This window comes from Rhodococcus tukisamuensis NBRC 100609 (genome assembly GCF_001894985.1).
GTDB classification, from domain to species: domain Bacteria; phylum Actinomycetota; class Actinomycetes; order Mycobacteriales; family Mycobacteriaceae; genus Rhodococcus_G; species Rhodococcus_G tukisamuensis.
In genome coordinates this window covers 383,679-404,118 of the sequence record NZ_BCXG01000001.1, presented here as the reverse complement: position 1 = coordinate 404,118, position 20,440 = coordinate 383,679, and the positions used below count along the sequence as shown (strand labels likewise).

At 69.1% G+C, this 20,440-nt stretch carries 16 protein-coding genes; 5 read left to right on the top strand and 11 right to left on the bottom strand.

From position 1 onward, the window contains the following. Positions 1-29: 29 nt before the first annotated feature. From RT2_RS01870 to RT2_RS01845, 6 genes are read right to left on the bottom strand one after another with little or no spacing between them, the layout of a single operon-like run. Positions 30-2,009: an acetoacetate--CoA ligase gene (locus RT2_RS01870; RefSeq protein ID WP_072842857.1), complete on the bottom strand. Its 1,980-nt coding sequence runs from the start codon at positions 2,007-2,009 to the stop codon at positions 30-32. A 36-nt stretch (positions 2,010-2,045) separates the two neighbouring features. Continuing rightward, positions 2,046-2,894, bottom strand: coding sequence for an HpcH/HpaI aldolase/citrate lyase family protein (locus tag RT2_RS01865; RefSeq protein ID WP_072842783.1), 849 nt, complete (start codon positions 2,892-2,894; stop codon positions 2,046-2,048). Further along, the gene (locus RT2_RS01860) at positions 2,891-3,409 is read right to left on the bottom strand and encodes a MaoC family dehydratase (RefSeq protein ID WP_072842782.1); all 519 of its coding nucleotides are present in this window, start codon (positions 3,407-3,409) and stop codon (positions 2,891-2,893) included. The genes RT2_RS01865 and RT2_RS01860 overlap by 4 nt, the downstream gene beginning before the upstream one ends. After that, positions 3,406-4,569, bottom strand: coding sequence for an acyl-CoA dehydrogenase family protein (locus tag RT2_RS01855; protein WP_072842781.1), 1,164 nt, complete (start codon positions 4,567-4,569; stop codon positions 3,406-3,408). Before RT2_RS01855 ends, RT2_RS01860 begins: the two co-directional genes overlap by 4 nt. Beyond that, entirely contained in the window at positions 4,566-6,596 is a 2,031-nt protein-coding gene (locus RT2_RS01850; RefSeq protein ID WP_072842856.1) for an acetyl/propionyl/methylcrotonyl-CoA carboxylase subunit alpha, read from the bottom strand. Before RT2_RS01850 ends, RT2_RS01855 begins: the two co-directional genes overlap by 4 nt. Positions 6,597-6,601: 5 nt before the next feature. Next, on the bottom strand, positions 6,602-8,134 hold the full coding sequence (locus RT2_RS01845) for a carboxyl transferase domain-containing protein (protein ID WP_072842780.1): 1,533 nt from the start codon (positions 8,132-8,134) through the stop codon (positions 6,602-6,604). A 136-nt stretch (positions 8,135-8,270) separates the two neighbouring features. On the opposite strand from RT2_RS01845, the gene RT2_RS01840 reads away from it, so the two are divergent. The 5 genes from RT2_RS01840 (at position 8,271) to RT2_RS01820 (ending at position 13,406) form a co-directional block, all read left to right on the top strand. Then, positions 8,271-8,867: an SACE_7040 family transcriptional regulator gene (locus tag RT2_RS01840; protein WP_245709447.1), complete on the top strand. Its 597-nt coding sequence runs from the start codon at positions 8,271-8,273 to the stop codon at positions 8,865-8,867. A 59-nt stretch (positions 8,868-8,926) separates the two neighbouring features. Next, positions 8,927-9,568 (top strand): maleylpyruvate isomerase family mycothiol-dependent enzyme, encoded by a 642-nt coding sequence (locus RT2_RS01835; protein ID WP_072842778.1) that lies wholly within the window; start codon positions 8,927-8,929, stop codon positions 9,566-9,568. A gap of 250 nt (positions 9,569-9,818) precedes the next feature. Then, a complete protein-coding gene (locus RT2_RS01830; protein WP_072842777.1) occupies positions 9,819-10,649 on the top strand; it encodes a CPBP family intramembrane glutamic endopeptidase in 831 nt (276 codons plus the stop codon). A 242-nt stretch (positions 10,650-10,891) separates the two neighbouring features. After that, positions 10,892-12,331: an HNH endonuclease signature motif containing protein gene (locus RT2_RS01825; RefSeq protein WP_072842776.1), complete on the top strand. Its 1,440-nt coding sequence runs from the start codon at positions 10,892-10,894 to the stop codon at positions 12,329-12,331. A 745-nt stretch (positions 12,332-13,076) separates the two neighbouring features. Next, positions 13,077-13,406 carry a YnfA family protein gene (locus tag RT2_RS01820; protein WP_072842775.1) on the top strand — a complete coding sequence of 110 codons (330 nt, stop codon included), beginning with the start codon at positions 13,077-13,079 and terminating at the stop codon, positions 13,404-13,406. 47 nt (positions 13,407-13,453) lie between these two features. On the opposite strand, the gene RT2_RS01815 is transcribed toward RT2_RS01820, so the two are convergent. The 5 genes from RT2_RS01815 to RT2_RS01795 form a co-directional block, all read right to left on the bottom strand. Then, on the bottom strand, positions 13,454-14,098 hold the full coding sequence (locus RT2_RS01815) for a YoaK family protein (RefSeq protein ID WP_072842774.1): 645 nt from the start codon (positions 14,096-14,098) through the stop codon (positions 13,454-13,456). Between the two features lie 161 nt (positions 14,099-14,259). Next, positions 14,260-15,369, bottom strand: a complete 1,110-nt coding sequence (locus tag RT2_RS01810; protein ID WP_072842773.1) for an NDMA-dependent alcohol dehydrogenase — start codon at positions 15,367-15,369, stop codon at positions 14,260-14,262. A gap of 25 nt (positions 15,370-15,394) precedes the next feature. Then, on the bottom strand, positions 15,395-16,897 hold the full coding sequence (locus tag RT2_RS01805) for an aldehyde dehydrogenase family protein (protein WP_072842772.1): 1,503 nt from the start codon (positions 16,895-16,897) through the stop codon (positions 15,395-15,397). 86 nt (positions 16,898-16,983) lie between these two features. Further along, the gene (locus tag RT2_RS01800; protein ID WP_072842855.1) at positions 16,984-18,639 is read right to left on the bottom strand and encodes a sigma-54-dependent Fis family transcriptional regulator; all 1,656 of its coding nucleotides are present in this window, start codon (positions 18,637-18,639) and stop codon (positions 16,984-16,986) included. Between the two features lie 26 nt (positions 18,640-18,665). Then, positions 18,666-20,255, bottom strand: a complete 1,590-nt coding sequence (locus tag RT2_RS01795; RefSeq protein ID WP_083577012.1) for an AMP-binding protein — start codon at positions 20,253-20,255, stop codon at positions 18,666-18,668. Positions 20,256-20,440: the final 185 nt, after the last annotated feature.

Sequence of the window (20,440 nt, the reverse complement as noted above, 5' to 3'; positions counted from 1 at the left end):
GCCGAGACGCAATATCTCATCTTCCCTGGTCAGTGCCGCTGAGCCAGGTACCAGTCGATGAGCTCCGGCGCGTCGATCGCGGTCCGATCGAGGATCCGATTTGCGTCGGCGCCCTGGAAGATCCGCTTGATCGGGACCTCGAGCTTCTTGCCGGTCCGGGTGTGCGGAATGCCCGGCGCCTCGACGATCTGGTCCGGCACGTGCCGGGGCGAGGCCTGCTCCCGGATCGCGGACCGAATCCGCTCCCGCAGCGCGTCGTCGAGCACCGCACCCTCGGCCAGCACCACGAACAGCGGCATCCAGTACCCGCCGTCCGGTTGCTCGGCGCCGATCACCAACGCCTCGGCGATCTCCGGCAGCGCCTCGACGGCCTGGTAGATGTCCGCGCTGCCCATCCGGATCCCGTTCCGGTTGAGGGTCGAGTCCGACCGGCCGTGCACCACCACGCTGCCGCGATCGGTGACGGTGATCCAGTCGCCGTGGCGCCACACCCCGGGAAAGGTGTCGAAGTAGGAGTCGCGGTAGCGCGCGTCGCCGGGGTCGTTCCAGAACCGCACCGGCATCGACGGCATCGGCCGGGTCACCACCAGCTCGCCGACCTGGTCGCGGACGGGACGTCCGGTCTCGTCGAAGGCGTCCAGCGCCACCCCGAGATAACGCGCGGACAGCTCGCCCGGCCACACCGGGACCGTCGGCACCCCGCCGACGAAGGCAGACACCACGTCGGTGCCGCCGCTGATCGAGTACACCGGCACCGCGGCGCCGACGTTCTCCGAGAGCCACAGCGAGGACGACGCCGGCAGCGTGGACCCGGTGATGCCCACCGCCCGCAGCGCCGCGAGGTCGTGGTCGCGGCGCGGGACCAGTCCAGCCTTGGCGACGGCCAGGACGTAGCCGGGGCTGGTCCCGAGCAGCGTGGCGCGGTGCCGGGCGGCGAGGGCGAAGAGGGAGTCGGTCGCCGGGTAGGACGGGCTGCCGTCGTAACAGACCACGGTGGCCCCGACCAGCAGCCCCGCCACCTGGAAGTTCCACATCATCCAGCTCGGGCTGGTGTACCAGAAGAGGGTGCTCTCACGTCCGACGTCGTTCTGCAGCGCGATCGACTTGAGGTGTTCGAGCAGCACCCCGCCGTGACCGTGCACGATGCCCTTCGGCAGTCCCGTTGTGCCGCTTGAGAAGACGACCCACAGCGGGTGGTCGAAGTCGACGGACACCGGCTCGAGCGGGGCGTCGCCCGCGGTGGCGTCCGCCCAGGACATCACGGCCCCGGACGCCCCGAGACCGGAGTCGGCGCCGAACCGGCTCAGCTGCACCGTCAGGTTCAGGCTCGGCAGACCCTCGCGCAGCTGCTCCACCGCCTCGCCGCGGTGGTGCACCTTGCCGCCGAAGCTGTACCCGTCGGCGGTGACCAGGACGACCGGGGCGAGCTGGCCGAGCCGGTCGAGCGCCGCGTTGGCCGAGTAGTCCTGCCCGCAGGCGGACCACACCGCGCCGATGCTGGCGGTCGCGAGGAAGGCGATCACCGCCTCCGGCACGTTCGGCAGGTAGCCGACCACGCGATCGCCGGGGCCGACGCCGTGGCCGCGCAGCGTCGCGGCGAGCGCCCCGACCTGTCGACGCAGCTCGGCCCAGGACACCTCGACGTCCGACCCGGCCTGCTCCGCCGAGTAGACCAGCGCGGGCCGGTCCGGCCGCTCGTGCCGCAGCACCTGGTCGACGTAGTTGAGCCGGGTGCCGGGGAACCACACCGCGCCGGGCATCTTCTCCTCGGCCAGCGCGGCGCCCACCGGCGTCTGCGACTGCACGTCGAAGTAGTCCCAGACGGCGCGCCAGAAGCCGTCGAGGTCGTCGACGGACCACTCCCACAGCGCCCCGTAGTCGGGCAGCGTCACCGCATGCCGCCGCTCCACCCACCGCGTGAAGTCGGTGATCCTGGCATCGGCGACGTCCGCGGCCGTCGGCACCCACTGCGGCGCCGGCGATCCCTGCTCGGTCGGTGTCACGTCCATCTCCACTCCCTCGGCGAATCCCGGTTCAGTACAGCGTCAGTTGCCGGCCCGGCGCACGATCCGTTCGGCGTGTCGAAGCAGCGGTGCATCGACCATCCGACCCTCGAAGGCGAACACCCCGCGCTGGTGCACGGACTCCGCGAGAACCCTCTGGGCCCAGCCGGTCTCGTCCGCGGTCGGCGCATAGGCATCGCGGATCACCTCGACCTGCCGCGGATGGATCGCCACCTTCGCGTCGAACCCGACCGCGACCGCGTCCAGAGTCTCTTCGCGCAGGCCGCCGAGGTCCTCGAGGTCCAGGTACACCGAGTCCAGAGCGAACCGCCCGTGCGCCTTGGCCGCCAGCAGCGAGGCCGAGCGCACGTGCCGTGCCACGTCCCGGTAACTGCCGTCCGCCCACCTGCTCGAGTTGCCGCCGAGGGCGGCCACCAGGTCTTCGGCGCCCCACATCACCCCGACAGCGTTCGCGACCTGTGCGGCCTCCGCGACCACCAGCGCGCCGAGTGGCGACTCCACCAGCACCACCACCTCGCGGGGTGCCAGCGAGCGGACCTGCTCGGCGGACTCGCACTTGGGCAGCATCACCCGTGGGTAGCGGGTCTGCGACAGCGCCGCCAGGTCCAGCGCCTGGTCCGGCGTGCCCGCCGCGTTGACGCGGACCACCGTGTGCTCCGGGTCCAGCGGATTCTCGATCAGCGCCCGCCGGGCGGCCACCTTGTCGTCGGGCCCGACGCCGTCCTCGAGGTCGAGGATCACCACATCGGCCGCGGCCGCCGCCTTCGCATACCGCTCCGGCCGGTCGGCCGGGCAGAACAGCCACGCCGAGCCGGGCGGGGTCCACGGAGCGGGTCCGTCGGAGCGACCGGAAGTTGCCGTCTGCGTCATCGCCCCTCCCCCGTGGGTCGCTTGCGCACCATGGTCTTTCGGACCGCGGTCGCGACGATGTCGCCGTGCTGGTTGCGCGCGGTGTGGGCGAGGGTGACGATGCCCTCGCCCGGCCGGCTCCTCGACTCGCGCTTGTCGACGATCACCGTCTCCGCGTACATGGTGTCGCCGTGGAAGAGCGGCTTGGGGAAGGCGATCTCGGAGAACCCGAGGTTGCCGACGATGGTGCCCTGGGTCAGCTGTGCGACGGACAGCCCGACCAGCGTGGAGAGCGTGAACATCGAGTTCACCAGCCGCTGGTTGAACGGCGGCAGCGCGTCGCTGAACGCGGCGTCCAGGTGCAGCGCCTGGGTGTTCATCGTCAGCGTGGTGAACAGGACGTTGTCGGCCTCGGTGACGGTGCGGCCCGGCTGGTGCTCGTAGACGACACCGGTCTCGAACTCCTCGAACCAGAGTCCGCGCTGGACAATTCTCTTCGTGGGTGCCGAGCCGGCCTCCCCCGTCGCCCCGGTCACAGCCCCGCCTCCCGCGCGATCAGCATCAGCTGCACCTCGGTGGTGCCCTCGCCGATCTCGAGGATCTTGCTGTCCCGGTAGTGCCGCGCAACCGGGTACTCGTTCATGAAGCCGTAGCCGCCGAAGATCTGGGTGGCGTCGCGTGCGTTGTCCATCGCGGCCTCGCTGGCCACCAGCTTGGCGATGGAGGCCTGCTTCTTGAAGGGCTTGCCCGCCAACATCAGTGCGGCCGCGTCGTAGTACGCGGTGCGGGCGACATGGGCGCGCACCTCCATCCGGGCGATCTTGAAGGCGATGGCCTGGTTGGCGCCGATCGGCCTGCCGAACGCCTCCCGCTCCTTGGCGTACTTGACGGACTCGTCCACGCAGCCCTGCGCGGCGCCGACGCTGAGCGCGGCGATGGCGATCCGGCCCTCGTCGAGGATGCGCAGGAAGTTCGCGTAGCCGCGGCCGCGCTCGCCGAGCAGGTTCTCCTGGGGGACGCGGACGTCCTGGAAGGTCAGCGGATGGGTGTCCGAGGCGTTCCAGCCGACCTTGTTGTAGGCCGGCTCGGCGGTGAATCCGGGCGTGGAGGTCGGCACCAGGATGGTGGAGATCTCCTTCGTGCCGTTCTCCTTGACCCCGGTGACCGCGGTGACCGTGACCAGCCTGGTGATGTCGGTGCCGGAGTTGGTGATGAACTGCTTGTTGCCGTTGACGATCCAGTCGGTGCCGTCCAGCTTGGCGGTGGTCTTGGTGCCGCCGGCGTCGCTGCCCGCACCGGGTTCGGTGAGGCCGAAGGCGGCGAGCGACTTGCCGCTGGTGAGCTGCGGCAGCCACTCCTCCTTCTGCGCCTCGTTGCCGAAGCGGTACACCGGCATCGCGCCGAGCGAGACGCCGGCCTCGAGGGTGATGGCGACCGACTGGTCAACCTTGCCCAGTTCCTCGAGCGCGAGGCACAGTGCGAAGTAGTCGCCGCCCATGCCGCCGTACTGCTCCGGGAACGGCAGGCCGAACAGGCCCATGTCGGCCATCCCGTCGATCACCTTGTACGGGAAGGTGTGGTTGGCGTCGTGCTCGGCGGCGACGGGTGCGACGACGGTCTGCGCGAAGTCCCGGACGGTCTTCGCCAGCTGCTGGTACTCGTCGGGAAGCTGTCCGCTGGAGAGGTAGTCGGTCATGACGCGGCGCCCTTCGTGTCGATGTCGTTGTTGTCGTTCGTGTCGGTGGCGTACGGGACCACCCGGACCAGCACCTGGTCCACCTTGACCTGGTCGCCCGCGGCGACGAGCAGTTCGACGGTTCCGTCGACCGGCGAGCGCATCGCGTGCTCCATCTTCATGGCCTCCACCACCACCAGCACGTCGCCCGCGGCCACGGCGGCGCCGGACTCGGCACCGACCGCGATGACGGATCCCGGCATGGGACTGGTGATCTCGGCCTCGCCGGCGTGCACGTCACCGGTGCGCACGTTCACCTCCGCTGCCTGCCGGAGTACCGTGGTGCCGCGGGGACCGGCCAGCCAGATGTGGCCGTCGTGCTCGGCGACGCGGTAGGTCGTCCGCAGTCCGTCGAGCACGAGGGACAGCAGCGGCCCGTCGAGTGTCGCGGTGAGGCTTCGGCTTTCGCCGTCCTCGAGCGCCACCGTCGCGGCGCCGGGGTGTCCGGCGATCCGGACGTGATCGGTGCGTGCGGGGCCGACCAGCCGGATGCTGGTGGGAACCGACCCCCCGACCCGCCAGCCCGAGGGCAGCGCCCAGGGGTCGGCGACCTCGGCCCGCGTCGGCCAGCCGCCGAGCCATCGGTAGGTGCCGGCGGCGATGAACTCCTCGTCCGATGCCTGGGCCGCTACGAAGTCCTCGACCCGGCGGTCGAGCAGGCCGGTGTCCAGCCGACCGGCGACCACGTCAGGGTCGGCGAGCAGGAAGCGGGCGAACTCGATGTTGGTCACCACGCCGAGCACCGCGGTCTCCCCCAGCGCCCGGTCGAGGCCCCGCAGCGCGGCGGCCCGGTCGGCGCCGTGCATGATCACCTTGGCGAGCATCGGGTCGTAGTCGCTGCCGACCTCGGTGCCCGCCCGCAGCCCGGAGTCGACGCGCACCCCGGGCCCGGTCGGCTCGACCACGTCGACCACCAGCCCGCCGGTGGGCAGGAACCCCCGCGACGGGTCCTCGGCGTACACCCGGGCCTCGATGGCGTGCCCGGTCATGGTCACGTCGCCCTGCCCGAAGCCGAGCTTCTCGCCCGCGGCCACCCGGACCTGCCACTCGACCAGGTCCAGTCCGGTCACCATCTCGGTGACCGGGTGCTCGACCTGCAGCCGAGTGTTCATCTCCATGAAGAAGAACTCGTCGGGGCTGTCCGCGGAGACGATGAACTCCACTGTGCCGGCGCCGGTGTAGTCGACGCTGCGTGCGGTGTTGCAGGCGGCCTCGCCGATCCGCGCCCGCGTCGCCTCGTCGAGCAGGGGCGAGGGCGCCTCCTCGATCACCTTCTGGTGCCGGCGCTGCAGGCTGCACTCGCGCTCGCCGAGGTGCACCACGTTGCCGTGCGTGTCCGCAATGACCTGGACCTCGATGTGCCTGGGACGCAACACGAATCGTTCGAGGAAGAGCGTGTCGTCGCCGAAGGCCGAGGCGGCCTCGCGGCGGGCGCTGGCGAGCGCCTCCGCCAGGGCGCCGGGCTCGGTGACCAGGCGCATGCCCTTGCCGCCACCGCCGGCCGAGGGCTTGACCAGAACCGGGTAGCCGATGTCGTCGGCTGCCGCGATCAGGTCCGCGTCGGTCAGCCCGGGCCGGGCGATACCAGGGACCACCGGGACGTCGAATGCCGCCACCGCGTTCTTTGCAGTGATCTTGTCGCCCATCACCTCGATGGCACGCGCCGACGGTCCGAGGAAGGCGATGCCCGCCGCCTCGAGCGCGGCCGCGAAGGCCGAGTTCTCGGAGAGGAATCCGTAGCCCGGGTGCACGGCCTGCGCCCCGGTGCGGACCGCGGCCGCGACCACCTTGTCGATGTCGAGATAGCTCTCCCGGGCGGCCGCGGGACCGAGCAGGACCGCGGTGTCTGCCTCACGGACGTGGCGCGCGTCGGCGTCGGCGTCGCTGTAGACGGCGACCGATCGGATCCCCATCTCGCGCAGGGTTCGGATGACGCGCACCGCGATCTCGCCGCGATTGGCCACCAGGACGGTGTGAAATTCGGTCATGTCGGTCACATCCTGAAGACGCCGTAGGAAACCGGCTCGAGCGGTGCCTGCGCACACACCGAAAGTGCCAGTCCGAGAACAGTTCTGGTGTCGGCGGGATCGATGACTCCATCGTCCCACAGCCGGGCGGTCGAGTAGTAGGGGTTGCCCTGCGCCTCGTACTGGGCACGGATCTCGTCCGGATCGTTGCCCGAGCCGACAGAACCGAGCACCGAGGCGGCCTGCTCGCCGCCCATCACCGAGATCCGCGCGTTCGGCCACATCCACAGGAACCGCGGCGAGTAGGCGCGTCCGCACATCGAGTAGTTGCCGGCGCCGTAGGACCCGCCGATCACCACGGTGAGCTTGGGGACCCGGGCGCAGGCGACCGCGGTGACCATCTTCGCGCCGTGCTTGGCAATGCCGCCGGCCTCGTAGTCCCGGCCGACCATGAACCCGGCGATGTTCTGCAGGAACAGCAGCGGGACACTGCGCTTGTCGCACAGCTCGATGAAGTGCGCGCCCTTCATCGCGGACTCGGCGAACAGGACGCCGTTGTTGGCGACGATGCCGACCGGGTGGCCGTGGATGTGGGCGAAGCCGGTGACCAGGGTCTTGCCGTACTCGGCCTTGAACTCCTGGAACTCTCCACCGTCGACGAGCCGGGTGATCACCTCGTGCACGTCGTACGGGGTGCGCGGGTCGGTGGGCACCACGTCGTAGAGCTCGGTCTGCGGTGCGACCGCGTCGACAACCGGGATCACGTCCCAGGGCCGGTCGGTGCGGGGGCCGAGGGTGGCGACGATCCGCCGGACGATGCGCAGCGCGTCCTGGTCGTCCTCGGCGAGGTGGTCGGTGACGCCGGAGACCTTGGAGTGCAGGTCGCCGCCGCCGAGCTCCTCCGCGGTGACGATCTCGCCGGTCGCGGCCTTCACCAGCGGCGGGCCGCCGAGGAAGATGGTGCCCTGGTTGCGGACGATCACGGCCTCGTCGCTCATCGCCGGGACGTAGGCGCCACCGGCGGTGCACGAGCCCATCACCGCTGCGATCTGGGCGATGCCCTTGGCGCTGAGGTTGGCCTGGTTGTAGAAGATGCGGCCGAAGTGCTCGCGGTCGGGGAACACCTCGTCCTGCCGGGGCAGGAAGGCGCCGCCCGAGTCGACCAGGTAGATGCAGGGCAGGTTGTTCTGCAGCGCGATCTCCTGCGCACGCAGGTGCTTCTTGACCGTCATCGGGTAGTAGGTGCCGCCCTTGACCGTGGCGTCGTTGGCGACGATGACGCACTCGCGACCCGAGACCCGGCCTATCCCGGCGATCATCCCGGCGCCCGGGGACTGGTCGTCGTACATGCCGTTCGCGGCGAGCGGCGAGAACTCGAGGAAGGCGCTGCCCGGATCCAGCAGCGTGTCGACGCGCTCACGCGGGAGCAACTTGCCCCGGCTCACGTGCCGCTCCCTGGACGCCTGACTGCCGCCGAGCGCGGCGACGCCGAGCCGCGTGCGCAACTCGTCGACCAGCCGCTGATGCTCGGCCCTGTTCCGATCCCCGTCGACCGTCATGCCACCACCCGTCCACTCCGAGGTCCGTCAACCGCTGGAAACGTCCGCTCCAAGTTCGGTTAACTCCAACTAACTCAATCTAAGATAACTTTGATTAACTGAGATGTCCAGATCCAATGTCAAAAGGAGCGATCGGATGGCACCCACACAGGCCCCGACCCGGCGCAGCCAACTCAAGGCCGACCGTCGGCGTCAGCTGCTGCAGGCCGCGGCCCGACTGATCGCCGAGCGCGGATATGCGGGCGTCCGGCTCGAGGACCTCGGCGCCGCCGTCGGCATCAGCGGCCCGGCGGTGTACCGGCACTTCCCCAACAAGGAGTCGCTGCTGGTCGAGCTGCTGGTCGACATCAGCCGCCGCCTCTTCGACGGCGGCACCGAGGTGGCCACGGCCGCCGACACCCCGGAGCAGGCCCTCGCCGACCTGGTCGAGTTCCACCTCGACTTCGCGATCGGCGAGCCGGATCTGATCCGCGTGCAGGACCGCGACCTCGAGTCCCTGCCCGACGCCGCACGGCGGCAGGTGCGCCAGTTCCAGCGGCGGTACGTCGAGATGTGGGTAGGGGTCCTTCGGCAGGTCGATCCCGGACTCGACGAGGCCGACGCCCGGATCAAGGCCCACGCGACGTTCGGGCTGATCAACTCCACCCCGCACAGCGTCAACCCGTCGGCACCCACCCGGACCCGCGCGGTGCTGCGCCGGATGACGGCGGCGGCGCTGGCGCCGGGGGTGTAGGGCGGCGCGCTGCGGTGGGAGAATTCGTCTCGGGATGTCCTGGCGCTGGAGGGGCCGAGATGAAGCTGACCCGAGACGAAATCTGGTCATACGTCCACGCCGAACGCCGGGCTCTCGCCACCGTGCTGGCCGACCTGTCCGACGACGAGTGGGCGACGGATTCGCTCTGCGCGGGGTGGACCGTCAAGGACGTCGCCGGCCACGTGATCGCCCATCCCCAGACCCGGCTTCGCGATTTTCGTGACGCAGTCCCCCTGCTGATCCGCGCGCACGGCAGCTACAGCAAGACCATCTACGCGCAGGGCAAACTGGTCTCCGACCGTCCCACGGCCGAGATCGTTGCCGACTTCGACCGGCTCGACGGCTCGCGTGGCCACCCGCCGGGTACCCCGGTCCGGTTCGCGTTGATCGAGATCCTGCTGCACACCCAGGACATCGCCCTCCCGCTCGGGAGGGCGCACGCCATGCCGCCGGTCGCCGCGGCCTGCGCGGCGGGACTGGTCCGGCCGCTTGCCTCGTCGATGGGCGTGCGGCACAAGGTCTCTGGCGTGCGGATGGTCGCCACCGATGTCGAGTGGTCGGCAGGCAAGGGCGCGCTGGTGCAGGGTCCGATGCAGCAGTTGCTGCTCGCGATGGCGGGTCGGCCCGCCGACCGGACCCAACTCGACGGAGCGGGGGTTGCGGTGCTGCCCGGGCCGTGACCGGCCGGCCGGCCCGACGCCGCCACCGGACGGACGCCTCGACCGATCCGTGCAGCGATGCCCACTCCTCCCTGATGGTTCCTGCGCGTGCCGGCTGGACGAACAGCGTTCGACCACTGGCCGCACCGATGCTCGGTGCGGGTGAACGAGAGAGGCCTCGGCCCGAGTCCGTTCGAGACGCCACGAGCTCCTCGCCCCAGCGAGTGCGGCTTGGTCGATCGGCCGCGGACGAGGTCTCTACGATCAGTCGATGACGCATGAACTTGGAGAAGGAACGGGCTGGCGTCGCCCCAGCATCTGGATGGCGATCGGGCTGATCGTGGCCTACTTGGTGTTCTACCTCTTGGTGTCGTGGCTGATCTCGTCGATGTTCTCCGGCGAGATCGACACGGACAACGTCGCCGGCTCCGCGCCCAGCATCCTCTTCGGTATCGCCCTGCCGATCGCGGTCGGCGCGATCGCACTTTTGATCGTGACTGTCCGGCTCGGCATGCTGGGGAAGATCTTCGGGCCCCAACCCATTCGAGGACGCGGCTGGATGTGGATCGGTCCGGCGCTGGTTCTGGCCGCGATCATCGCGCATGCGACCGGGACGGACTGGAGCTCGTGGACCGGCGGGCAGATCGCGGCAATGTTCGTCATGGGTGCCTGCGTCGGCCTCACCGAGGAGCTGGCCACCCGAGGACTGGTAGTCCAGATCCTGCGCGACGCTCGCCACAGCGAGAAGTACGTCGCGGTGGCCTCATCGTTGATGTTCGCACTGATGCACACCGTGAACCTGATCTCGGGCATGAAACTGACCACCGTCGCCGCCACGGTCGTCTACACCTTCGGTTTCGGCATGTGCATGTACCTCACGATGCGAGTCACCGGCACCATCTGGGCGGCAGTCGTTCTCCACGCCCTCACCGACCCGACAACCTTCCTCTCCTCCGGTGGGCTCGACACCGCCGTCGGCACCTCCAGCAGCGGTGGTGCGATCGCGGCGCTGGTGACGATCGCGCTCATCATGTTCGGTGTTGTCGCAGCCTTCTTCGCCCGAGGCCAGGTTCGCGCAACGCAGCCTTTGCCCGCCGTTTGACCTCTCGGCCGGCCGCATCCATCTCCGCGGCCGGCCGGTCGGTCTGCTGACAGGAAGCCTCCAGGCCGCCCCCGCGCTCTCCTACCCCGCACGCTACGAACCACCGGTTCGAACACCTGCCGCCAACCCATATGTCGGAGAAGCCGCGGACGGTCACGAATCGGAATATTTCCGATTCACACCCCTTTTGACCAGCATAAATACACTAGAAATCGAATGTGCGTGCGAGTAGAATTCGATGTATGGAACTCGACGCCATGCTCACCGACCCCGCCCGGGTCGAGGCATGGCGACTCGACGAAACCGAGATTCTGGCGGCAGTGCCCGAGCTGGTTCAGGACATGCGTAGACGGGAAGCGCTCCTCGTCCGACTGGTCCACGAGGCCGATCAGCGTTGCCTGCCCGAACACGCCGGCGCCGCGGACACCACCTCCTGGCTCGCCGGCGCCACCCGGATGCACCGTGCCCGCGCCGCCCAGATCGTCCGCCTCGCCCGCGAACTCCCCCTGCACCCGCAGATGGCCGACGTGCTGAACGACGGACGGATCGAACTCGCCCACGTCCAGGTGATCGTCAACTTCCTCGCTCGCCTCGCGAAACTCACCCGCGACTTCGACATCGAACCCGCCGAAACCGACTGGGAGCACCCCGACCCCGAGACCGGACGCCCAGACGACTGCGAGGCCTACCTGCTCATCGCCGCCCAGGTCGAAGACCCCACGCAGTTGCGCGCCCGGGCCCGCGAGATGGAAATACTGTTCGAGCGCGACAACGACCTGCCGTCCGACGCAGAGAACCCGGAACTCAACGAGTTCCACGCCAGCGCCACCCTCGGTGGTCGGGTGCTCGTGAAGGGCAGTTTCGACGCCGAGACCGGCGAAGCCCTCCAGACCGCCCTGTCCGGCCTGTCGAAGCCGCACCCGAGCACCGACGACGACGGTCACCCCGTCCGCGACCCCCGCACCGCCTCCAAACGCCGCGCCGACGCCCTCGAACACATCATCCGCGGCCACCTCGACAACGCACGCGGACCGATGGAGGGCGGCGAACGACCGCACGTCACCGTGACCATCGACGTCGACGCACTACGGGATGCGGTGTCCGCGACAGCGAAGGTGCCCGTGACCGGGGCGTGGGTCGGAACAGGCTGGGCCCACCACTCCGACAACGCAACCGGACCCGTCGACGGGCGCGAAGGCTGCACCAGCCCCGCGGGATCGAGGCCACCCCGACGCTACCGCCGCAAACACCACGCCAGCATGCCCTGGGCCGGCCCCGTCTCCGCCACCGTCGCCGCCCGCATCTCCTGCGACGCCCAGGTCACCCCGATCTTCGTCGACCGAGAAGGAAACCCACTCGACGTCGGCCGCACGACCCGCATCATCTCCCCGAAACTACGGAAAGCCCTGGTCGCGAGGGACTGCGGCTGCGCCTTCCCCGGCTGCGGCCGACCCGCCGCCTGGACCGACGCGCACCATATTTGGCATTGGTCCAATGGCGGTCCGACCGCACTGTCGAACCTGGTGCTGCTCTGCAAGAAGCACCACACCATCATCCACAGGAACCACTGGGCAGTGAAGATCGAATCAGACGGCCACCCGTGGTTCACCCCACCCGCCTGGGTAGACCCACTGCGAAGACCGAGGCCGGCCCACAACCGGCGCGCGATCGACACGACCTGAGGCTGTCGGAGTTGCACCGGCGGCTCAGTAGTGTTCACCCATTAGCCACGACTGGTGCGACAAATACCAGCCCCAATCGTCCACTCCTTCAAGCAAGTCGCCCCCGCCGCAGTCGAGTCGTCGACAATCGGTCGGCCGATAGCTGCAGGGCACCTACACGCCCTCCGATAGCGCGAAGACACATGCGAATGATCAAGCAGAGGAAGATCTGTGAACCTGACGCCCTCGGAGCTCAGAGAGGTTGTCCTCACGCTGCCTGCCCATTGCCCGATAACTGACGATTACGAACACCCGCGTACACGTAAGACGTGGTACGACACTCAAAAGCAACACCTCCTGGGATGGCTGGCCGAATACAACGGGCCAGGCGCGTACGGCCGCAAGTACCACGACCGCGACGCTCGCGCGTTCTACCAACACTTCCGGTGCGTAGCCGGCCTCTTGTGGCTTGCTGAAGCACTCGGAGAGGACACTGATCTCCTTCAATCGGCCGTTCGCGCCGTCGAAGACGCGGGCAGGAATCCGTCATCCCAATGTGCGGCCTTCCGCCGAGTAGTCCCATGGGAACGAATCGAGGCGCTCGTCGTGGCATACCAACTCCGACAACGAATGACAGTGAAAGCACGCCTACGCACAGCGGTCCACAACGTGCGAACACTCGCATCACGCCACTGACAACAGGTTGGGAGGTCAACAGCGAAGCACCTCCAGCTAGGGTCCCAGGCATGCCCAAGAGCCTCCGCCGATGACCGTCGCGAAGTCCGTCGCCCTGTTCGCCCTCGCCGCGGTCCTCGAAATCGGTGGCGCCTGGCTGATCTGGCAAGGCGTGCGCGAGCACCGCGGCTGGCTGTGGATCGGCCTCGGCGTCATAGGCCTCGGGGCTTACGGCTTCGTCGCGACGATGCAACCGGACGCCAACTTCGGGCGGATTCTCGCGGCGTACGGCGGGGTGTTCGTCGCGGGCTCGCTGATCTGGGGCATGGCGATGGACGGGTTCCGCCCGGACCGTTGGGACGTCACCGGCGCGCTGCTCTGCCTGGTCGGGGTCGCGGTGATCATGTACGCGCCCCGCTGACCTGACCCGGCACACCACACGGCCCGGAACTCACACCGCCACAGAATTCACACGGCCCCACGCGACCGCGACATCCCGACCGCGAGGAGGGCCGACACCGCGACCGCGAGCCACATCCCGGTCAGCCCGACCCACCGGTGCACCGCGGCGCCGAGGACCACCCCGGCGACCAGCCCCAGCCACAGCACAGCGAAGCGCACCCAGGCCCACCTCGGTCCCCCCGCGAGCGCACCCGCGATCTGCTGGCCGAGCTTGACCAGTGTTCCGGTCATGTAGGTCAGGCTGATCGACGCCTGGTCGCGCCGCTCGAACACCGTGTTCTCCACCCCCATCGCCAGCGCCATCGACGCAATCACCACCTGGGTGGGCGCCACGTCGTGACCGGCCGCGGACACCGCCAGCAGCAGCGTCATCAACACCAGCACAGCGCTCGCACGCCGCCGGCCCGCCCGGCGGCCGAGCAGCGAACCGGCCACCACCCCCAGCACGAACAGGCCGATCACCGACGCGCCCACCAGGGCCGAATGCCCGGCGCCGTCGACGGCCGCCACGGCGGCGCGGGTCGAGTTCCCACTCATGAACGAGACGAAGTACCCGCCGAGGGTGATGTAACCCATCGCGTCCACGAAGCCGGCGAGCGCGGCAAGGAGCACCGCCGTCGCGGCGGTCGTCCGTCCGAGACTGGTGATCACCGCGGCCTCCCTTGCAGTCGACTCCTGCCATCATGCGCCGCGCAGCGCGCGTGCGGACCGCACGCAAACGAGACGCCCCGCCTCTCGACCGGGGCGGGCCGAGAGGCGGGGCGAGGGAACGTGCCGCCGGGCGAGGGACCCGGGCCACGTTGGTCAGTAGGTCACTTGTGCATGATCACGCCGCGGATGTTCTTGCCGTCCCGCAGATCCTGGTAGCCCTTGTTGACGTCCTCGAGGCTGTACCGCGTGGTCACCAGCTCGTCGAGCTTGAGCTGACCCGCGTCGTAGAGGCGCAGCAGGCGGACGATGTCGTACTGCGGGTTCATCGACCCGAACAGCGAGCCCTTGATCGTCTTCTGGTTCAGCGTGAGGTCGCAGCCCGAGACGTGCACGGTGAGCTTCGCCGGGTCCGCGAGGCCGGTGATCACCACGGTGCCGCCCTTGCCGATCACCGCGGTCGCCGCCGAGACCACCTCCTCGTCCACCGTGCCGACCAGGATCAGCGCCGCATCCGCGCCCTGCCCCCACGTCAGTTCGTTGACCTTCTCGGCCGCGCTGGCCGCGTCGGCGAAGGCATGCGTCGCACCGAACTTCAGTGCCTGGTCCCGCTTCATCGCGACCGGATCGACCACCACGACGTACTTGCAGCCGGCGCTGACCGCACCCTGCACGGCGTTGATGCCGAGACCGCCGATGCCGTAGACGACGGCGGTATCACCGGCCCGCAGGTTGCCGGCATTGACCGCAGTGCCCCAACCCGACGGCACCCCGCAGCCGACGAGTACGGCGGTCTCGAGCGGCAGCCAGTCGTCGACCTTGACCACCGAGTGCTGCGAGATCGTGGCCCGCTCGGCGAACGTGCCGAGCATGCACATGGCACCGAAATCGGTTCCCTTGGAGTGGAACCGGAAGGTCCCGTCGGGCATGGAGCCTTCCAGGATGGTGGCGCCCATGTCGCACAGGTTCTGCCGCCCGGTCGAGCAGTAGCGGCAGGTGCCGCAGTTCGGGATGAAGCTGCACACCACATGGTCACCGGGCTTGACCTTGGTGACGCCCGGGCCGACCTCCTCGATGATCCCGGAACCCTCGTGACCGCCGACGATCGGATACCGCGGAGGCAGGTCGCCGTCGGTCAGGTGCAGGTCCGAGTGGCACAGACCGGCGGCGGTGTACTTGATCAGCACCTCCCCGGGGCCGGGGCCGTCCAGGTCGAGCTCCATCAGCTCGAAGGGCTTGCCGGGCTCGAGCAGCACTGCAGCGGTGGTCTTCATGTTGACTCCCTCGTGAATGTTGCGGTCAGAGTGCGACGTTGACGGACTTGGTGATGGTGTAGGCGTCGAGGCCGGACGCACCCAGTTCGCGTCCCCAGCCCGACTGCTTGTAGCCGCCGAAGGGCATGGCGGTGTCGAAGCCGTTGTACTGGTTGATCCAGACCGAGCCGGCCTTGATCTGCTTCGCGGTGCGGTGCGCCTTCGAGATGTCGCGGGTCCAGATGCCGGCCGCGAGGCCGTAGATCGAGTCGTTCGCGGCGGCCGCGACGCCGGACTCCGCGTCGAACGGCATCGCCGCGACCACCGGACCGAAGATCTCCTCGCGCACGATGCTGAACTCGGGCTTGACGTCGACAAAGACGGTCGGCTCGACGAAGTAGCCGCTCTCGCCCCAGCGCTTGCCGCCGGTGAGCGCCCGGGCGCCGTCGGCCAGACCGGCGGCGAGGTACCCGGTGACCTTGTCGAACTGCTCCTGGGAGACCAGGGGGCCGAGCTGGGTGGTGGGGTCGAGGCCCGGTCCGATCTTCACCTGGCTCGCCGCGTCGGCGACGGCCTGGGTGAACTCGTCGAAGATCTTGTCCTCCACGAACAGTCGGGTGCCGGCGACGCAGCACTGACCGTGGTTGAACAGCCAGGCGTTCAGCGAACCCTCCACCGCCGCATCGAAGTCCGCGTCCGCGAAGACGATGTTCGGGCTCTTGCCACCGAGCTCGAGTGAGACCTTCTTCAGGTTCCCCTTCGCGGCCTCGACGATCTTCTTGCCCACCTCGGTGGATCCGGTGAAGGCGATCTTGTCGACGTCCTCGTGCGCAGACAACGCGGCACCGGCGTCGCCGAACCCGCTGACGATGTTCACCACGCCGGGCGGGAAACCGGCCTCCTGGAACACCTCACCGAGCAGCAGCGCGGTCAGCGGCGTCTGCTCGGCCGGCTTGAGGACCACGGTGTTGCCGGCGGCCAACGCCGGGGCCAGCTTCCAGGACGCCATCAGCAGCGGGAAGTTCCACGGCACGATCAGCCCGCACACGCCCACCGGCTCGCGCAGCGTGTACGCGTGGAACTCGCGACCGGGCGCGAACGGCATCGACACGTTGACCGTGCTGCCCTCGATCTTCGTCGCCCAGCCCGCGTAGTAGCGGAAAACGTCTGCGGCCCAGGCCACGTCGACTGCACTGGCGATGCCGACCGACTTGCCGTTGTCGAGCGCCTCGAGCTGACCGAACTCCTCGGCCCGCTCACTGAGGATGTCGCCGACCCGCCAGATCAGGCGCTCACGCTCGTTGGGCTTCATCGACGCCCATGCGCCGTCGTCGAACGCCGCGCGGGCGGCCCGGACCGCCCGGTCGATGTCCTCCGCCTGTCCGTGGGCGACCTCGACGAGGGCGTTGCCGGTGGCCGGATCGTAGGTCGGGAAGGTGCGGCCCGAGGCCGCGTCGATCCACTCCCCGTCGATCAGGAGCTGCTTCGGTCGCCCGCCCAGGAAGCCCTGAACCCGGGCGGCGAGCGGGAATTCGGCGATCGCGGTCATCGTTACTCCTTCTCATGTGAACGTGTGATGCACGCCATACTCCGGCGGAACGGGTCCCGCTAACTGTGCGACTTCCGGACAGTCCCCTAGGTCGCGATGTCGAGCGCCCGGATGCGGGAATACAGTGTGCTGCGGCTGATTCCGAGACGGACCGACGCGTGCACCTTGTTGCCGCCGCACTCCTGCAGCGCGTCGACGATCGCCTGACGCTCCGCGCGTTCGCGGCCGGCGAGCCGGGACACCCGCGAGCTCGTCCGGTACGCCTCGGGCAGGTCGGCGAGTCCGAGCCTGTTACTGGACCGCGCCTCGACCGCCCTGGTCAGCACCACCCTGAGCTCGGTGAGGTTGCCCGGCCACTCCCCCGCGACCAGCGCCTCCAGCGCGCTGGACGTGAGGACGACCCCCGGCGCCAACTCGTCGAGCATCGCCTGCGCGATCTCTGGGAGCTCACCGAGGCGTTGCCGCAACTGCGGGACGGTGATCCGTTCCGGACACCGTGCGACCAGGGCCGCGACCGCCGCGGGCAGGTCGTCGACCGGGCCGCTCGTGAGCACGATCCGGGGGCCCGACTCGGCGAGGATCAGCTCGGTGACCAGCGGCAGTACCGCGGCGGGGAGCAACTGCGCGTGCTCGATCGCCAGCACACCACCCGACGAGGCCGCATGTTCGAGCAACGCGGCGAGCCATTGGTCGACTCCCACGATCGGCACCCGGGTCGCATCCATCCAGTGCACATGCTCGGTGCCCGCGAGGTCGCGGATCGCGGTGGTCCGACCGGACCCGGGCTCCCCGACGATCGCGACGGCGCTCCGGTTGCCACGTACCCGCCGCAGTTGGGCCCGCGCTCGATCGCCCGCGGACCCCGGCGCGCCACCCCGGCGTCGGATCGGCGCACTCGTACGGTGCACAGGTTGGACCAGAAACAGGGTGCCGCCATTGGTTCCGGAGATCCGGTCAGCCCGGACCGTGGCCAATTCACCGGATGCCAGTTCCATGTCGATGGTGCGGGTCTGGTCCGGAAGCAGGTCCACGGCGAGGCCGCGCAGGGCCGCGTGGTCGGCCACGTCGAGCAGGTCCAGCGCGGTTCGATTGGTGAGCAGGATGTCCTCGCCAATGGCGGCGACGGCGAGGTGACGCTGCGGCGAGACTCGGTGGAAGGCGTCGACCAACCGCTGCTCCGACGCCCGCGAACCCTCCAGCAGACGCCGTTCGATGTCCGACGCGGCCCGCTGCAGGAAGGGCGCGAACAACGAGTTCGCCTGTGGGGCAAACCCGGTCATGTCCAGAACACCCTCTACCCGATGCGTGACCGGATGGATGATGGGATGCCCGTAACAGCTCACGCCCTTGAACTGTTCGAGGTAGTGCTCCCCGCCGTTGATGACGACGCCGCGGCGCACCTCGAGGGGTGTGCCGATCGCGTTCGTCCCCGCGATGTCCTCCCCGAACCGGGAGCCGAGCACCGCGCCGAGTCGATCCATGTGCCGTTCGACCTGCTGGTTGTCGAACGCCCTTGCCACGATTTGGCAGTCGCGGTCGGCCAGCAGGACGCAGAGCCCGGTGCCGGCGATCTGGCCCCGGATCTCGTCCAGGATCGGCTGCGCGGCCCGAATCAGCCGGCTCGTGAAGTCCACGTCCGGCGACGGGTCCGCGTCGAACGCGCCCTCCGGGTCGACACCGCTGAGCGCCGACCGCTTCCAGGACAGCGCGATCTCCGGACGGACCGCAGACCCTCCTGCCATCTCCTCTGTGTCCACGCCCGCTCCCGCTATCGGTGACCGATCAGTTCGACCGACTGCTCACGCATCTCGATCTTGCGGACCTTCCCGGTCACCGTCATCGGGAACTCGTCGACGACGTGGACGTAGCGCGGAATCTTGTAGTGCGCCAGTTTTCCGTCACAGAAGGCGCGGACGGCGGCGGCGTCCAACGGCGCCGCACCCTCGCGCATTCGGATCCACACCATCAGCTCCTCCCCGTACTTCGCGTCGGGCACGCCGATCACCTGTGCGTCGAGTACGTCGGGGTGCGTGTAGAGGAATTCCTCGATCTCGCGTGGGTAGACGTTCTCCCCGCCGCGGATCACCATGTCCTTGATCCGGCCGGTGATCGCGACGTAGCCGTCGGAGTCCATCACCCCGATGTCGCCGGTGTGCATCCACCGGGCGGCGTCGATCGCCTCGGCCGACTTCTCCGGGTTCTCCCAGTAGCCGAGCATCACCGAGTAGCCGCGGGTGCACAGCTCGCCGGCCTCCCCGCGGGGCACCGTCAGACCGGTTGCGGGATCGACGATCTTCACCTCGAGGTGCGGTCCGACCCTCCCCACCGTGGACACCCGCTGGTCGACGGTGTCGTCGGAGCGGGTCTGCAGCGAGACCGGGGACGTCTCGGTCATGCCGTAGCAGATCGACACCTCCGTCATCCCCATCCGCTCGATGACCTGCTTCATCACCTCCACCGGACAGGGCGAGCCGGCCATGATGCCGGTCCGCAGGCTCGACAGGTCGTAGTCGTCGAAGCCGGGCTCGGCGAGTTCCGCGATGAACATCGTCGGCACGCCGTAGAGCGAGGTGCACCGCTCCGCCTGCACCGCCTCCAGGGTGGCCTTCGGGTCGAACGCCGGCCCCGGGATCACCATGGTTGCACCGTGACTGGTGCACGCGAGGTTCCCCATCACCATTCCGAAGCAGTGGTAGAACGGCACCGGGATGCAGACCCGGTCGGCTTCGGTGTAGTGGCACAGCTCGCCGACGAAGTAGCCGTTGTTGAGGATGTTGTGATGGCTCAGCGTGGCCCCCTTCGGGAAACCCGTTGTGCCCGAGGTGTACTGGATGTTGATGGGGTCGTCCGACGAGAGCGCGGCCTGGGCCGATGCCAGCACGGACGGGTCGGCCGCCTGCGCGGCAAGGCCGTCCGCGACGAGCGCACGCCAGTCCTCGCTACCGAGCAGGACCACCGACTCCAGGCCGGGGCACTGCGGCCGGACCGTCTCGATCATCGCCGCGTAGTCGGAGGTCTTGAAGCTCGTCGCGGAGACCAGCAGCCGGATGCCCGCCTGCTCGAGCACGTACTGCAGCTCGTGCGAGCGGTAGGCGGGGTTGATGTTGACCAGGATCGCGCCGATCTTCGCGGTCGCGTACTGGATCAGGGTCCACTCCGGGCAGTTCGGGGCCCAGATCCCCACCCGGTCGCCCTTGCCGACACCGCGCGCCAGCAGCCCGGCCGCGACCCCGTTGACCTCCGCCGCGAGCTCGGTGTAGGTCCACCGCCGCCCCGAGGCGTGGTCGACGAGGGCATCACGCCCACCGTGGGCCGCGACCGTCCTGTCGAAGTTGTCCCCGATGGTGTCGCCGAGCATCGGGCTGTCCCAGGTGCCCGAGGCGTAGCTGGGCAGGGGTGGATTGCCGGGACGGGTTCCACCGGGCAGGACCGTGATCATCCGTTTTCCTCTCCGGGCGCCTGTTCCGGCGCCTCCGGGAGGGCCCGCCTCGGCGAGCCCTCCCGTGGTCGAACCTACTCGTTTCGATGTGACCTACGACATAG